Annotated in this window: 17 protein-coding genes; 4 read left to right on the top strand and 13 right to left on the bottom strand. The window is 41.7% G+C overall.

Translation table 11 applies throughout. The features are described from left to right. Nucleotides 1-249 precede the first annotated feature (249 nt). The 11 genes from ACN6NF_RS07675 to ACN6NF_RS07625 form a co-directional block, all read right to left on the bottom strand. A complete protein-coding gene (locus ACN6NF_RS07675; protein WP_016820446.1) occupies nt 250-738 on the bottom strand; it encodes a hypothetical protein in 489 nt (162 codons plus the stop codon). Then, nucleotides 738-2081, bottom strand: coding sequence for a WXG100 family type VII secretion target (locus tag ACN6NF_RS07670; protein ID WP_474316587.1), 1344 nt, complete (start codon nt 2079-2081; stop codon nt 738-740). Before ACN6NF_RS07670 ends, ACN6NF_RS07675 begins: the two co-directional genes overlap by 1 nt. A gap of 280 nt (nt 2082-2361) precedes the next feature. Continuing rightward, the gene (locus tag ACN6NF_RS07665; protein ID WP_474316584.1) at nt 2362-3735 is read right to left on the bottom strand and encodes a helix-turn-helix domain-containing protein; all 1374 of its coding nucleotides are present in this window, start codon (nt 3733-3735) and stop codon (nt 2362-2364) included. Between the two features lie 427 nt (nt 3736-4162). Continuing rightward, nucleotides 4163-5494, bottom strand: coding sequence for a helix-turn-helix domain-containing protein (locus tag ACN6NF_RS07660; protein ID WP_474316582.1), 1332 nt, complete (start codon nt 5492-5494; stop codon nt 4163-4165). A gap of 222 nt (nt 5495-5716) precedes the next feature. Next, nucleotides 5717-6172, bottom strand: coding sequence for an N-acetyltransferase family protein (locus ACN6NF_RS07655; protein ID WP_474316579.1), 456 nt, complete (start codon nt 6170-6172; stop codon nt 5717-5719). A 94-nt stretch (nt 6173-6266) separates the two neighbouring features. Next, on the bottom strand, nt 6267-6941 hold the full coding sequence (locus ACN6NF_RS07650; protein WP_474316577.1) for a VOC family protein: 675 nt from the start codon (nt 6939-6941) through the stop codon (nt 6267-6269). A 45-nt stretch (nt 6942-6986) separates the two neighbouring features. Then, on the bottom strand, nt 6987-7511 hold the full coding sequence (locus tag ACN6NF_RS07645) for a hypothetical protein (RefSeq protein WP_474316575.1): 525 nt from the start codon (nt 7509-7511) through the stop codon (nt 6987-6989). Between the two features lie 234 nt (nt 7512-7745). Beyond that, nucleotides 7746-8921, bottom strand: a complete 1176-nt coding sequence (locus ACN6NF_RS07640) for an MFS transporter (RefSeq protein ID WP_474316572.1) — start codon at nt 8919-8921, stop codon at nt 7746-7748. 75 nt (nt 8922-8996) lie between these two features. Then, complete coding sequence (locus ACN6NF_RS07635) at nt 8997-9308, bottom strand: ArsR/SmtB family transcription factor (protein WP_014599587.1); 312 nt, start codon at nt 9306-9308, stop codon at nt 8997-8999. Between the two features lie 127 nt (nt 9309-9435). Beyond that, nucleotides 9436-11484: an iron ABC transporter permease gene (locus ACN6NF_RS07630; protein ID WP_474316569.1), complete on the bottom strand. Its 2049-nt coding sequence runs from the start codon at nt 11482-11484 to the stop codon at nt 9436-9438. Then, entirely contained in the window at nt 11481-12476 is a 996-nt protein-coding gene (locus ACN6NF_RS07625; protein ID WP_474316567.1) for an ABC transporter substrate-binding protein, read from the bottom strand. The genes ACN6NF_RS07630 and ACN6NF_RS07625 overlap by 4 nt, the downstream gene beginning before the upstream one ends. 172 nt (nt 12477-12648) lie before the next feature. Between ACN6NF_RS07625 and infC the strand changes: the two genes are divergently transcribed. After that, nucleotides 12649-13164: a translation initiation factor IF-3 gene (gene infC / locus ACN6NF_RS07620; RefSeq protein ID WP_474316566.1), complete on the top strand. Its 516-nt coding sequence runs from the start codon at nt 12649-12651 to the stop codon at nt 13162-13164. Nucleotides 13165-13287: 123 nt separating this feature from the next. Here infC and ACN6NF_RS07615 read toward each other — a convergent pair whose 3' ends face one another. Then, the gene (locus ACN6NF_RS07615; RefSeq protein ID WP_474316563.1) at nt 13288-13590 is read right to left on the bottom strand and encodes a hypothetical protein; all 303 of its coding nucleotides are present in this window, start codon (nt 13588-13590) and stop codon (nt 13288-13290) included. A gap of 98 nt (nt 13591-13688) precedes the next feature. Here ACN6NF_RS07615 and ACN6NF_RS07610 point away from each other — a divergent pair, with 98 nt between their 5' ends. Beyond that, the gene (locus ACN6NF_RS07610; RefSeq protein WP_474316562.1) at nt 13689-14459 is read left to right on the top strand and encodes an ANT(4')-I family aminoglycoside nucleotidyltransferase; all 771 of its coding nucleotides are present in this window, start codon (nt 13689-13691) and stop codon (nt 14457-14459) included. A gap of 440 nt (nt 14460-14899) precedes the next feature. Next, on the top strand, nt 14900-15448 hold the full coding sequence (locus tag ACN6NF_RS07605; RefSeq protein ID WP_165081517.1) for a hypothetical protein: 549 nt from the start codon (nt 14900-14902) through the stop codon (nt 15446-15448). Nucleotides 15449-15552: 104 nt separating this feature from the next. On the opposite strand, the gene ACN6NF_RS07600 is transcribed toward ACN6NF_RS07605, so the two are convergent. Then, the gene (locus ACN6NF_RS07600) at nt 15553-15936 is read right to left on the bottom strand and encodes a DUF423 domain-containing protein (protein WP_474316560.1); all 384 of its coding nucleotides are present in this window, start codon (nt 15934-15936) and stop codon (nt 15553-15555) included. A gap of 218 nt (nt 15937-16154) precedes the next feature. Here ACN6NF_RS07600 and ACN6NF_RS07595 point away from each other — a divergent pair, with 218 nt between their 5' ends. Then, the gene (locus ACN6NF_RS07595) at nt 16155-16628 is read left to right on the top strand and encodes a hypothetical protein (protein WP_165081513.1); all 474 of its coding nucleotides are present in this window, start codon (nt 16155-16157) and stop codon (nt 16626-16628) included. Nucleotides 16629-16649 lie beyond the last annotated feature (21 nt).

Raw genomic sequence — 16649 nt, 5'->3', positions numbered from 1 at the left:
TTAGACTATTTTGTTCTTCCCATAATTTTAAGAATGTATCATACTTCATAACATTCACGCACCTTCCGTATACTTTACCCATATCGCTAAGTTAGTAGCCTGACTGAAGACTCTCCTGTTTAAACCCGCCTCTTAATTCTTAGGTGCATGCAAATTATCTTCTTTATCAGATAAATTACTATGAAAAAAGCTTGCTCCCATTTTATTGTTAAAGGAGCAAGCTTATAGATATTCATTAATCGTTGTAAATTATATTGATTTAGGATTTTTATAGCACCAGTTTGGATCATAAGGCAGAGATCTAAACTTCTGCATATCCTCCCAACTGTAAACCCAATCATAATCAGGAATCCAAAAATAGTCAGTAGGATTAAGTTTGAGATATTCATATATAAATCGAAAAATAAGCTCTTCAACACCATAAACATCTTCAATATATCCTACTTGGTACAAGGACAAGCTTGAATCTAATCCACTAACATCCTCATCATGCTCATAATTAATTTCGTGATTTTCAATTCCGTCAATATAGAATATAAACTGCTGGTTATTTTCAGTACCTAGTGGGTTATAAGAAATATTTAGAGTTGTTGAAAAAAACTGCTCGTTCTTATATTTTTTATCATTGTCAAAATATAATCCAGCATCTGCATGAAAGGCAGCTACGATTGCATCTCCTAGTAATTTCTCAGGTGTATATTTTTCTCGTTCTATTAAAATAAAAGCCGAACTCCCCATCACTTAACCACCTTTCTTAATTCCTCCAAGGAATTTACAACAGTTACTCCTAGTTTCTTGATATTATCTAATTTTTCTATATTGCTTTGAGATAGATTGCCCAAAGGCTTATCAATATAAAGTATAACTTTCTTCTGTTCTGGATTAAAATAAAGCTTATCAGTTGTAATTGTCATTTTCTCAAGTTGTCCTTCTTTAACTGCTTTAATTGAAGCCTTAACCTCAATTAATTCATTTTTTGTAACTACATCTAAATCACCTGCAAGTTGACCATCTTTCTTTAATATTTTTTGTCCAAAACCTGTGACTTCCCGTTCTTCTTTTAAAAAGCCAGCTACTTTTGCTTCAGTTGCCTTTCCTACATCTGAGCTATTCATAAAGTTCTCAATATCCCGGTTAATATTTTTGGGATGTTGATCAACCCATGTCAATTCATTGCCAGCAGGGTTTGTATATTTTGTCTTATTTCCTTCCTTAATTATGCTACCCATATTATTATTGTGGGTTCCCTCGATCACATGTGGAGCCTTTTCTGCCTTAGCTCCCGAAGAAGGGGTAGATTTTGATGAGCCTCCGCCTTCTCCTTTCGCCATCTGCCACAATTCGGCTGTTTTTTCTCCTACTCCACTTGCACTTTTAACCGCCGTTGTAGCTCCATGCGCCGTCAAAGCTGCCGATCCAATTAATCCGGGTACTCCGATTATACTCCCTACACCTGTAGATGAAACTGCAACTGATAATCCTTCTCCACCTATTCCAGCTACTACCTCACCAGCTCCCTGCAATGTTGTAGCTACATGACCGAGAATTTCACCTACTTTAGCTGCCATGGGATGATCATAATCCCGTTCTTTATCAGGTAACATCCCTAAGGTTAAATCTTCCTGAATAGCACTTTTTGCTCCCTGTGCAGTATCCCAGAGGATTTCTCCTTGAAGCTTGCTAGCTTCCATCTGGGCTTCAGCCTTGGTGATCTCAGCTCGTCCGATTTGTTCAAAAATTTTATGTAACCAACCTTCACCTGTGGAAGCCGTTTTAACAGAGGCTCCGAGCCACGGCACATCCAATACGACTTTTTCCCCGTCCACCTGTGTAAAGTTTTTTGAAATAAAAATAAGTTCTTGTGCTACTGTCGATAGTCGTTCAATCGTCACATTCATGGATTGTCGAGAAACCTGAAATTCTTGAAAAAATCTTTCTCGGGTAGCTCCTGACCAGCCTTGTTGAACAAAATCAATTCGTCCACTCAAAAAGTTCAGCATACGCTCCATTTCATGCTGTCCTTGTAAGAACTGATCAGCTATTTCCATTAGCTTGTCAGGTGGAACTAATATTCTCCCCATTCTACCACGCCCACTTTAATTTTGATGGAAATAATCTTATCAGAAGGGGTGATTTAGGGAAATCCATCTGCTATCCTGTTATTTCCTTTTAATCCATGTGACGTTTGAACTGAAATAAACAGATTCTATTATGTCTTAAGTATCATACTCCCTTGTTATAAGTTATTTGAATCAATGAGCAGCACTATTAGCTTTCAAATCTCGAACAACCATACCCTGCAACTCAGGAATCAGTGTCAGGCGTAGTTTTGAACTTAACAATTGGAATGGTGGGATCAGCTTACTCTTCCTCTTCGTTAACCGCTTTAATCAGATTTCCATAGACTTCCTTCGTGTGAGCAGATGCATGTTCTTTAAAATGTGTAAACAAACTCATACATCTAATTGCTTGTATTTTATTATTAGCTTCAGCAGACTTTTCCAAACAGCTAAACAAAAATGTGAAGCCTTCTGAAAACCTCCCCTTGCGCAAAAGATAGATCGCCAATTCCCTTGCGAAATGAGTGTATCGCTCCGTTGTGAATCGTTGAGTATACAATCCCTCAACTTTTTTCTGCTCCAGAAAGGAGATGATTTCTTCTTCGAATTGCTTTAAAATATTATCTACATCAAAATGGTATCGGTTAGCTGCCTCAATCATAATATCAAGTGCGGGAAGAATCTCATCTTTTCTTGAAGAAATATAAGCTACATAATCAGAAAGAACGCTCTTATCACCAGAAAGAAGCTTATTAACATACGTGTTTACTACTGCCCAGTCTTCGTACATTTTTCTCCATTTCAAAGCTTCTTCATCTGTATCAGTAACCCAACTTAAATCAGCGTATTTTTTAATATGTTGAAGTCCCTTTTCATAGTCTTTCCTCTCACCACATGCTTGTGAACGAAGTAAATGCGAGAATGCCCAATACGCAAACAAAGGAAAATTAGGTTTCTTCGAATTATCTTTGTGTACATGATGCCGCTGTTGTTGCAGTTTGTATTGAATTTTTGCCTTGTCTCCCATAGCTTTAGCGAATAGTTCTACTTTATCCCATTTTCGTACCGAACGATATGTATTCGCCAAGTCTTTTAATGCCTCTAACTGATCTACCTCATCTAACCGTTCAATGTAAGGCTCAAATTGAACGGCTGCATCATAGTTTTTCTCTTGATCGTCTCTAATACGAATCGTAAACAATCGATACTGGCAAACTGCCAAGCGTTCTGAATACTGATACTTTTCCCCTTCTGCTACATTTTCATAAAGGAACGCCGCTGCTTCAGTATAACCTTTTTTATAAGAATCCTCGGCCACTTCAAAAAGTGAAGGAAGATAAACAGGATTATCTAGCAACATACCTACAACTCTTCGCAAGCAATCAAGTCGTCCTAACTCCACGCATCGGTACAAAAAAGGGCTGATTCTTCGCCAGTTGAGCGGTTCTTCTTCAATACATTCATCAATATAACGTTCATAAAAATAATCTGGTGGTAAATTCATTCCCATAGTGATGCGATCTAGCTGGTGAACTGAAATTGATCGGTTGCCCGTCACAATGCCACTAACTGTTCCTACATTCAAATCAATCATGTGACCAAACTCGGTCATGGTTAAGCTTTTCCTTATCAGATAGGTTTGAACTTCTGCTCTAATCGTAGGTGTAATCTCCATAGATAAGCCACCCTTTCAACGTAGACTCGGCATATGATACATAATTAAACCATGTAAAGAGAAACAGTTAGTAAAAATTACTTTAGCCCATCATTGTCTTTTGGAACAAAGTCATATACCCTTCGTTGTTTACAACAGCACACATTACATTTTTGCACTTTTTACATATATTTCTCAAAAGAAGATTTCCTCATATTGCTTATATACAGCAAAACGCGCAATAAAAAGGCTAGACGGATCATTCCATCTAACCACTTAATAATAGTATATTTTTAGGTTATACTGTGTCCTATACTGGAGACCTTTTTATTCTCACATTCCTCCGTGTTGTCCAGTGGGCTCATAAATAGACCCCCTGTCTTGATACTGAAGAGGGAGAACTACTACTACTAGTATAAAACTAGTAACTAAAAAAGATAGAATTACTTCACGTTTCATTATTATCCACCTCATTAATTAAATTTCTGTATGCTATCTTCGTCTCAGATGCTGCACACTCCTGATAGGACTCATACATCTTTACACACTTAATTATATACGACTTATTTTTGATTAATGTAGATTTTTCCAAACAATTTAACAAAAAAGTAAATCCATCTGCAAAATTATTTTTGTTAAAGTAGTAAACCGCTAATTCATTTGCAAAATGAACATAACGTTCTATAACTAATTGTTGATTGTACGTACCTACACACTCAGGTTTATCCAGCAAAGCTAAAATTTCCGTTTGAAATTGATTTAGAATATGATCAACATTTAGATGATATCGATTAGCAGCTTCAAGTATGTTATCTAATCCGGAAAGCAACTCTTCTTTCCTTGAAGAAAAAAATGTTACATAATCAGCCAAAACAGCAATTTCACCAGCATGAAGTTTATTTACATAAGTATTAGCTTTAGACCATTCTTTATATCTCATTTTCCACTTCAAAGTAGTTTCATCAGTTTCTTTCACCCAACTTAAGTCACCATATTTGTACGTATGCTGAAGTGCCTTCTCATAATTTTTATGTGCCTCACAAACTTCTGCACGAAGTAAATGAGAAAAAGCCCAATACGCAAACAGAGGAAAACTTGGTTTCTTTGAATTTTCTTTTTTGGATGGATGCCGTTGTTGCTCCATGTTATATTGAATTTTTGCCTTGTCTCCCAAAGCTTTAGCGAATAATTCTACTTTGTCCCATTTTCGTAATGAACGGTATGTATTCGCCAGATCTTTTAAGGCATCTAACTGTTCTATCTCATCTAGTCGATCAACGTATATTTCAAATTGAACGGCTGCTTCATAGTTTTTCTCTTGATTATCTCCTTGCCTTGTATGGAACAAACGGTACTGACACATAGCCAGACGTTCTGAATATTGCTTTTTCTCACTTAGAGCCACATTCTCATATAGAATAGTTGCCGCTTCGTAAAGCCCTTCTCTAAAAAGTTCTTCGGCAAGCTCAAATAAAGATTCTGAATAGCCTAGTTTATCCATCAATAAATTAACCACATCATGAATGCAGTCCAATTTATTGAGTCTCGCACAATTATGTATGAAAGGACTCATCCGACGCCAATTCGGATTAGCCTCCGCTAAATACTCAGACACATAGCGTTCATAGTAGTAACCAACGGGGTAGCCCATCGCTTGTGTAATTCGATCTAACTGATCCACTGAAAGTGTGCGGTTCCCATTAATAATACTGCTCATGGTGCCCGGATTCATTTCTGCTTCTCTAGCTAAATCACTTAGGATTAAATCATGATCTTTCATATGTTTTGTTATCTCTGTGAGTATCGTGGTTGTTGTGTTGTACAAAGTAACCACCCCTTGTCAGGAACTTAGTAGGATATCAACTCATTAAAAAAGGACTATTGCAATCCAATGATTGTATAGCCTTTCCGCAATTCATTGTACCATCTTTTGGCACAATATCATATACCTTTCAGAACCTTACTTAAGATACCTTTGAAGGGTTTGCAAAGAAAATAAGCTCTACAAATCCTGAGACATACGAATCATATCTCTACACTGTATGCCATTCTCATAAATTTCTTCTACATAGTTATGTCTGACAAAGAAATCTAGATCTACACCTACAATTCTGAAACCACATTTTTGGTAGAGAGCTAACTGTCCAATGCTAGAGTTTCCTGTACCAATTTCTAACGTTTTATAGCCTTGTGCCCTAGCTGTTTCAATGGCATGTGTCACTAATAGTCTGCCTATTCCTTTACCATGCATTTCTTCTGAGACTGCTATATTCACTAACTCAACTGTTTCAGGTCTTGTAGGTAAAAGAACATAGACTCCCACAATTTGATGGTCAATTTCTGCTACATAACACTGACCTCTTTTCAAATATTCCTCAACAAGTTGGCGCGAAGGATCAGCTAGTAACAAGAGCTCTAAGGGATAATTTTCATTTGAATTTAGCAATCTAATATTCATCTATTCTCTCCTATATGTATGGTAATCCCCGGATTTTCCTCTTATTGATCTAGTCTAGAAATCCAGGGTGGTGGCGATGAGATGAAGCCTTAACTCAGGTTGATCTCAATTCATACGACCCATTATGAAGCGAAAGACGGGCAGAGCATGTACCTTCAAACAAGACACGGATGCTGAACACGGTCGGAAGCCTATCATCAGGAAACCAGGGACGTTGCTTGTCTGTAACAATAAAGGAACCTTCCACATCCCCTAGCGGTACAAATTTCTGTCCAGCCCCTCCCCATGAATTAAGTTGGAACGTTTCGGTAATTATTCTAGAACCCTCTGGGACATCATCGACCGGAAGACCAATCTCGCTTATACGAAGTATCGAGTGAGATCCGAAAACTTCAGCGACTGCATTATCGAGTGTATGGTGGGCAATGAATTCAACGAGATTTTGATCCGGATCATAGAAGTAAAACGCGGTTGCATTCCAGTTTTCGAAAAAAAACTCATCTTCTTGGTGCCTTGAAATCAACGAAATTCCTCGGTTGATAGCCCACTGTTTGGCTTCTATAAATTTATTTGTTGGAATCGTAAAGGCAATATGGTAAAACTCATTTTCCATATGGGAGGATTCCTGAAAAGCAAGCACCGATTCACCTACTTGGAACGACAACCGCGATGGACCCTCCTCTACAACCTGCAAATCCAGAAGAGAGCCGTAAAAAGCTTTCATCGCTTCGAAGCTGTGTGTACCTAAGAGCACTTCTTTTAATTTCAAAGCAATCGTCCTCCTCAAATGTAAAAGATAAGCCCATAACATTGTTTATTGGCTATCTTTTAATTCGCTCAAAAGTTTGGCATTCACATCCAATGCTTTAAACCGAAGTAATATCTCCTGTTCATCCAGAGCTTTACTTTTCGCCATTTCGAAATAAAGCTTGGGCTGATCCCGAAATGCCCGTGCACTCCCAATCGAGTATGCTTTCTTGAGATATTCATGAGCTAATAGGGGCTTGCACTGAAGAAGAAGCGTTTCCGCCATTAGAATGTAAGGCTCTGCATGTATAATTCGGTACCCTGAACCTTCCAAATTTAAAATTTCCTCATTTAAAAGCTCTACTGATCGCTCCATATGGCTGTTATAGTTGAGTATTTGAACATAGTGATGCAAGGTTACACCTGTAATGCCCCATGTATGCTTTGGCTCAGGGATTAGATCCCAAGCCTTCTGTGCCTTTTCCTCAGCCATACCGCTATCTATAGGGAGTGTAAGAGCTGCTTCCTCTCCAAGAGCCCAAATCGCTTCTTCCAATTGAGCCTCCAGATCGTGATACATTCGAATATCCATCAGATTCCTCCCCATAGATAATGTAATTTCAACACATAGAGATGTCTACTCCTTTATTACGATTAGCGAAAACGCTTAATTAAGGATAGCACTCCCCAGATGAGCAACGCCAAGATCCCGCTAATGATTACGAATGTCATTAAGATCGAAGTCCATACGAAATGCAATCAACATCACCCCATGTATCATTTTATGGTCATAATGTAGAGTACTCTTCTAATGTCTCTCAATATTTTAACGCACGTTGGCTTCCGCTGCATTTGAATTGAACAATTTTATTTTTATAATAATCGATAAAAATGCTAGCAGCGCAAACATCAGTCCGCTCCAGATGAGCTGGTGTATTCCCAAGTGAGAGATAAACCACCCGCCCGTGGCAGCCCCTATCGTAATACCTAGATTAGAAAATGAGACAAACAGGCTGTTACCAAACTCTGGAGCTCCTTTTGCTTCAGTGGTTAACCATGTTTGACTATTAATAAGCCCCCCAGAATGCACGGCCCCCCAAATGAGCACAACCACAATCATCGGTAGGAAAGAAGTACCCAGAGCATAGGTGAGTACGTAAATGACCATATATAGCAACGGGAACGTGATGACAGTCTTTGTCAGATTTTTATGTAGTAATCCCCCAAATAAAAAGTTCCCAAAAATCATAACGATTCCAAAGACCATCAGCATTATGCTGATCCATGACCCGTTCATACGGGTTATTTCTCCAAGATATTCAGCAAAATAGCTATACACTGAAAACATAGCTGCAAAGATAAAAATAACTGACACAATATTGAACCATAATTGAGGCTTGCGTAATACACTTAGCTGTTTGCCATAAGACATTTTTTCCTGAACAGGTAGAGAAGGAAGCCATATGAGGATTCCTACAAATGCAATCATGCTTACGACAGCTCCAAACAAGAAAGCAGCTTCTAACGCTATTTTCTCAGCAAGATAAGAAGTCAAGGGTACGCCAAAAGCAAATCCTACCGTGATTCCGGCGAAAACCTTGGTGACGGCTTTACTGCTCTTTTCAGGGGGAACAAGATTAGATGCGGTCACGAGGGCAACTGAAAAAAAGACAGGATGAAATATTGCAGGAAGAACACGAAAAATGAGCATGACCTCAAAATGAGTAGTATAGGCATAGACAAGATTTGAAATAACAAAACTGAATACTGCTATTAATAGAATAACTTTACGATTCATGCCAGAAACGAGTAAGGTCAAAAACGGCCCTGAGATAGCAACAACGAAAGAAAATATACTGACGAGCCAACCAGCCTGGGAAGCTGATATATTGAATTTTTGAGTGACTTGGGGAAGAACGCCTATAATCCCCATTTCCGTTGTAATAATGCCGAACACGCCTAAAGCTAGAATGATAATAAGTAACGGGTTAACCTTTTTCATATTTAAATATAAGCCTCCAATTAATCATATATATAGATTTGTAGATATGTTATGTGAAAAAAAACTCCTTTCTGTTTATAGTTCTTTTTGGATGTACTCGGCAAATTCCTGTATTGTTTTTTCATTTCGACGATAGTACGTCCACTTCCCTACTCGCTCAGACTCTAACAAACCGGATTTTTGCATCGTTAATAAATAACTTGAGATTACAGACTGTGCCAGTCCTGATTTGGCCTGAATATCGCCCACACATACCCCAATTTGAAAATTAAGTCCTTGCTTTAAATAAGCCTGTTCATCAAAATAATCTTCTGGTTTTTTTAACCACTGCATAATCAGACGACGAGTCTCGTTCGACAAAGCTTTATAAATCAATGACGGTTCCATACTTCACATTATATCTACTTTATTAGATTTGTAAATATTTAATTCAGATGATTACATAGAAAAAAATAATAAAGGCTGCTTCCTCACGGAGAATCCGCTTGGAAACAGCCTGTTCGTGTCATCTCAACTACACAGATTTACTCTTATTCGAGCGGTACATCAAGTACAGAAAATACGGTGCACCGATTAGTGCAATCAGCAATCCAGAAGGAATTTCGGTCGGCGCAAGCACAGTCCGTCCAATCGTATCCGCCAGCACCAGCATGACCGCTCCCAAGATGCTAGACAGAACAATGGAACGGCGTACATGGTGCCCGATCAACGTACGCACGATATGCGGAGCAATGAGCCCGATGAAGCCAATTGTACCCACACAGGCTACTGCTCCACCTGCCAGCAGCACACCTACTACCATCGCCCACAGCCGGGTGCGGCGCACCGGAAGCCCCAGTCCCATAGCGCTGCTATCGTCAAATACCAAAAGATCGAAACGGCGAGCCAGCCACCATGCTACTGGCAACAACACGAGTAGAAAGGCCAGAATGGTTGCCACCTGCCCCCAGTTTCGAGCGTACGTGCTACCAGTCAGCCAGATATAGCCTGTGCTACCCCAGAGCGAACCTTGGATGATCAACACCTGAATACCAGCTGATCCGATCGCAGATACAGCAATCCCAAGCAGGATGACCACTGACGGATTTAAGTGCTTGTTCCACGATAAAAAGAAGATCACCGCTGCCGACACTGTCGCTCCAGCAATCGCCGCGATGGACAGCATATAAATAGGCAGCCCAGGCCACACGATAATCACTGCAAGCGCACCGAAACCAGCCCCTGAAGAAACTCCAATGATCGAGGCATCCGCCAAAGGATTACGAACCGCTAGTTGGATCAAGACGCCGCTGACCGCAAGCGCGATACCAGCCCCGGCCGCCACCAGCGTACGTGGTATTCTAAATTGAAGCAAAGCCGAATTCGCACTCTCCCCGCCAAACAGGCCGGATAGCAAATCCCCCACTGGAATGCGCAATCCTCCAAACATCAGGCTGAATACCGTTAGCAGCACGGCACAGCACGCAAATATTGTAGCCAGTCTGCCAAACGGTAATTTCCGAGAGCGCACACCTATGTTCATGGAAGACTGTCCGCCGATACCGGATGGCAGCTTCATTTTCCGCAAAATCATCCAAATCAACCAAGGTGCCCCAATCAAGGCCATGACCGCTCCGGTTGGCAGATCCATGCTTGATTTGTGAATCATTTTCGCCAGCACGTCTGCACCGATCAACAGCAGTGCCCCCCAGAGGAAGGAACCGGGCAGCACCCAACGATGCATTTTCAACCCGCTTAGGCGCACCAAATGCGGAGCCACCAAACCTACAAATCCGATGGGACCAATGACGCTGACTGTAATGGTCGACAGCAGAACCGCCAGTACAATTCCCACCGCCCGGGTTAAGCTAACCTTTTGTCCAAGGGATGTGGATGTGGACTCATCCAGATCCAGCACATCAAACTGCCTAGACAGCATAACAGCAATAACCGAGAGTCCTACGACCCAAGGCCAAGCGTAAGTCGTCCCACTCCAATCATTTTGCACCAGTGAGCCCGAACCCCAGAGAAACAGCCCCTGTGTTTCAAATGAATAAAAGATATGCAGCGCTCCGGTAAACGAACCAAGAACCATGGATACGATCAAGCCGGCAAGCGCCAACCGAATCGGAGTTCCAGCTCTCCCCCCGCCCATAAAGTAAGCCAGCACCGCTGCCAGCAGACCGCCAGCAGCGGCAAATAGAAATGGCGCCTGGTGCAGCAATCCGGGAAACATCACCGCGCCCAGTACGACCACAAAGTAGGCACCAGCGTTTATCCCTAGGGTATCAGAAGCTGCCAGTGGATTTTTGGTGATGGCCTGAAGCAAAGCACCCGCGATGGCCAGCGCACCGCCAGCCAGAATTCCAATGACCGTACGCGGCATCCGAAGATCCCAAACCATGTTATGCTCAAGCGTATTCTGACGCTGGGTCAACGCCTCGATGACTGTATGGAGCGGGATCGAAGCCTCCCCATAACACAAGCTTACAAAAAAAAGCACGATGAGGACGACCAAGCCGCCCCCAAAGATGCTTCCTACACGCCAAGTCTTCGATAAACCCGTTGTGTCCGTTCGGGTCATTTCGTCAGAGCTCCGACTACTTGATCAACCAGTACTTTGGAAGAAATCGGTCCGCCAAAAGTCCATGTTGTACCGTCCAGCGGGTAGGTGCGTTTTTCTTTAACAAAGTTCAGTCCGTTCCATACCGTGTTGTTCTTCATGGCGGTGCCAAATATATCGTCCGTCTTTTGCGTAATGTAGATAAAATTACTATCCTGTACAGCTGGAAGAGCTTCGATGCCTACGGTAATAAATCCGTATTTCTCGGTCTGATCCGACTTCCAGTCGTTCACCAGGCCGATTTTCGCGAGCGTTCCCGCTACAACCGAATTATCCTTGAACATACGCAGACTGGCAGCGTTTTGAGCTGTAAAGGCCTGTGTCAGCGCATAGTGAAAGTTTGCTTTGCCCGCTTTTTCCAATGTTTCCTTTGCCTCTACATAGTGCTGGTCAAGTTCGCTTAAGACTTTATCAGCCTGTTCTGTTTTACCGGTAGCCACCGCGATTTGCTTGAAAATCTCGACCATACGGTCGTAATCATAGCCGTTCCCCTTGTAAGGATCGAACTCTATCGTCGGTGCAATTCCCTTAAGCTGCGCATAGATCGCTGCATTGTTATCAGCGTTAGTGATAATAAGATCCGGCTTGAGCGCCGCAATCGCTTCGAGATTGGGTTCGCCCCGTGTACCGATATCCGTTACGGTATCAGCCAGCTTCGCCTCTGGTGTCACCCACAGCTTGTAATTGGCATTGTCCGCATTCCCGACCGGCTGTACGCCAAGTGCAATCAGATCTTCGGTAAACGTCCATTCGAGCACGACGACACGTTCCGCTGGCTTGTCCAGCTTGACTTCGCCATGGTCGTCCTTAACCGTAACCGGACCAGCTGCTGTAGATGTCTGCTCAGCCCCTGCAGCCCCTTCCGTCTTCGAGCTATTCCCAGCCGAACCGCAGCCTGCCATTACAATCGCAAAAACTACAAATAACAATAGGCCATTCCACATCTTTTTCATTTCTCTCAATCACCCCTGTATGTATATGCATTGGAAAATGATAATCATTATCAGTAAAAGAGTATAGGGGTTAGTGATTTTTGTCAATAAGGATATGTCGAAGTTCAATTGAATCGCATACAGGTTCCGTATATGATAACTTTATCAATGTTTTAAGGGAGGCTACATTGAAGTGGCAGTATTAATTAACGAGCAAATTAAAGCTGACGAGGTGGTGCTCACTGGACTCTCAGGGGAGAAGCTCGGCGTTGTTTCCAAGTCAGAAGCCTTGGCTATGGCCCGATCCAAGGGAGTGGACCTGGTCTGCACCTCACTGATGAGTAGTCCGCCACCGTGCAGCTTGGTTGCAAAGGGCAAAGGAAAAGCGCTTGTGCAAAAAAAAGCCGCAGCAAGCAAAACAAATAACGGCCGAGCCGCAGGGAACAACGGTAAAGAAAAGGTCAAGGAGCTTCGCTTCACTGCTCATATTGAGGAGCATGATTATGACACGAAGCTGCGGCAGGCAGACAAACATCTGCGTTCCGGCAAACCGGTACAGTTGGTCGTTAAGGCCTCAGGCGCAAAAGAAGCACCTGTCGCTAAAGCGGTGCTGGAGCGTCTACTGGGCGATCTGAAGGAAGTCGGTGTAAAGGAAACTGGAATCCAAACAGGCGGCAAGGGCTCACAAGTGAAATTAAATCCTCGCTGAAAGCGAATCGGTAGATTGGACAAGTCTCTTAGTTCGTATATAAAAGAGGGCCTATTCGACCCTCTTTTATAAACTCTTGTTTGTTATTTTCCTTTTATCATTCGTACAATCAAACACTTCACCTTAGTCCTCTAAGCCTAGTTCGGCTATAAGAAAATCAGCCTGATCCATTTTCATCTGTTTCTTTTCTTGGCTGTAATCCCATCCGAGTGCTATAGCATATTTAATGATACGGACACAAGTATTGGGTTTATGAAGGTTGATGGACCAGTTCCCCTTCCATGAAAAGCTCACTTCAAAAAATGAAGTTTTGGAAGAGTATATTCTAAGACTGACAAAATCTCTACTGGGCATTTCATTAATCACACAATGAAAAAGAAAATTATTGACCGTGATGTTTTTAGTTCTCTTAACAAAGGGCTTCATAAGTCACCACACTACTGATAAAATAGATGTTTTCACTTGTCGCTATTTCCCCACAGCGCTCTATACCATGCTTGCTAAAAGCGGAGGGAGAATCACAAATGAACATGAATGGACCTGTCCACATTTCCCGAAATGAGAGGCTTCAGACGTGCCATGAAATAGCTGCTAGGTTACATGAAGTATACAAAGACAAAATTCTAGCTATAGGGGTCTATGGCTCTGTGGCCAAAGGTACGGACGGCCCTTTCTCAGATATTGAAATGTTTTGTGTACTAAGTGAATCCAACGCTCCCGTAGATTTTAGCCATGAATGGTCGGCGGGTCCTTGGAAAGCCGAGGTGAACGTCTGTCGTTCAGACATTCTTCTGAAAACCGCCTCTACTGTTGAGGGTACGTGGCCGTTGACACATGGACCCTTCTTTTCCCCACTTCGTCTGTATGACCCTAAAGACTTTTTTTCCACATTAAAGGAAGCTGCCGAATCCCCAACAAAGGAAGATTTCAGACATGCCATCAACGAAGTGCTTGTAGGTGAAATGTACGAGTTTATTGGAAAGCTCAGAAATATCAGTATAAATGGCCCTCATAGCTACTTGCCGTACTTGATCATGCAGTTTGCCCAATATGGGGCTATGTTAGTTGGGTTACACAATCAGAAGCTTTTCTCAACGGGCTCAATGGTTCTACCAGAAGCACTGGAATTGCCGAGTCGTCCAGAAGGTTTTGATCATCTGGTTAAGTTGGTTATGTCCGGAGATTTAACAGAACCAACAAAGATCATTTCAGTCTGTGAAAATTTCTGGAGTGGTCTTGTAAGTTGGGCAGTCGATCATGACTATCATATTCAATCACAACGAATCCCATTTTAATCGAATAAAATCTGCTTTTAATTGCTTACTATAATATACCATGTTTTCGATATGCCAAATCCCTCTTTCGTTAAGGGGGATTTTAATTTTTCTTCTCGGCGGAAAAAGATCCTCTATGAAGATATGCCACGCTATACTTTTTTGTAAAATATTTAAAATTTAAATTACTTGATTTCATTCCCCGCCTCACTTATTCTCGATATATGCATACTTTTGCTCTATTAATTCTTCTCATATACAGTCCTCATTCATGTACACACATGCTAAAATATATATTTACTGTGTATTAAGGAAAAATTTTACTCATAGAGCTTTATATAGAACTTATTTTTGCTAGCGTTCAACAACAGGGCCTTAGGCACTATGACAGATTACATTTTAATGATATATTGATAGATACTACAAAAGACTAATTACCCAGGGCTTGGGCTGGAGGATGTATGAAAAAGGAATCAAATCAAGACGAAACCAGTTATTTATTTAATGTTGATGTATTAGTTAAAGGTCGTTCGAACGTAGAGGCCCTTCAGTTCCTGCTTAATCTCTTGAGCCAAAACGAACAAATTGCGGATAGTCGGATTCAATCTGGTATCGAACTTGGCAATTTAATTGAAGCTGCATTGTATCTAAAAAAACAGTCGGCTGTTAATACCCCGTCTGATGCAGCCGCTACGCTTGCGGAAAAATTCTCCAAAAAGAAATCAGCCGCAATTACGAACAAGACACCCGTTATTCAAGAGATCAAACAATCCCACGTACAGCCAAAGCCTGCAACACAACAAGACCTTAGTACGTACGAATGGATCAAACGCTATATACATGATAATACGCTTGTACGGTTAGTCGTAAACCGCTATGGCGGACAGCGCAGCATTCCATGCCGCATACTCAACCTGGATCATGATAATAACCTGCTGAGTGTGTATCATGTCGATGAGAAGCAAGTGTACTCCTTTAAAATGAATGAAATTGATGAAATTACATCGTAAATGTAATATCTCACCAAAACAACTAGGCATGAAAAAAGAGAATCGGTGGAAAAACTTTGCGTTTTCCTGCCGATACTCTTTTTTAGTATGGATCGATAAGCTTTCTAAGCCTCTTTCTTTACACCGGTAACAGCCCATGCCAACAATATCCATCCAGCAATAAAACACACGCCTCCTAAGGGGGTGATTGCGCCCAGTACACGGATTCCAGTTAAACTTAGCACATACAGACTGCCAGAAAACAAAATGATACCCGTGAACAACAGCCGTGCGGCCCATCTTAAGCGGGGCGAAGGGCCCCATTGTCCGGCAGCCAACGCAATGATCAGCAAACCCACAGCGTGAATCATATGATATTTCACACCGGTTTCATATATGGCCAATGCATCCGCGTCGATCTGTGCTTTTACAATATGCGCCCCGAACGCTCCGATGGCTACCGCCAACATCATCATTATAGATCCTACCATTATCCATCTTCGCTGCATGTTTCTATACTCCTTTTCACTGATCCTTTTACCCGAATGCTCTTCTTATTTTATCGAAACAGCATGAAGTTTACCAGCCAGTGTGTGGGAACAAACCGCATACCAAATTTGATGATTAAACCCTGTCTATTGGAGGGTAATGTGTAAAGTGGCTTGCTTTTTTGTTTATTTTGTGGAAAATTAGTACCTGTTCGGACTATGTTCAAGGAGTTGAAAAAATGAGTTACCAAGATCCTAATTTGCACAAGCCTGCTGCGTCTGAGGAGCACCCTGTTTTTTCAGAAGCTCCTGTGTTCCAGCCTCCGGTTAAGCTCAAGCATTCCGGTCCCGGAATTGCCTCTTTTATTATGTCGCTCGTCAGTCTGATCGGATATATTATTCTGGCTATTATGGTCATTAATCTAATGGCTCATTTCAGCCAATACCAAACAATGAACCCGGAAGTCGCTTTGCAGCAAACCGGAACGATGCTGATTCCCTTCATCTTTTTAGGCAGCCTGCTGCTCAATTGTAGCGGACTTGTGGTCGGAATCATCGGCATTGCGTTAAAAAACCGTAAGAAAACCTTTGCTATTACTGGATTAATCATTAATGCCCTCATTATTGTAGGCTTTATTGCCCTACTTGCCATCGGTCTTTCGATTCCGAATAGCACAGCGGATATTTATCCTTCCTCCGTGCAATCTTTATGATTTTTCTGCATCTCACAGAGA

This window comes from Paenibacillus sp. TSM33, assembly GCF_056099025.1.
Note: the sequence above shows the minus strand (reverse complement) of the source record. Positions and strands in the feature narration are given on the sequence as shown.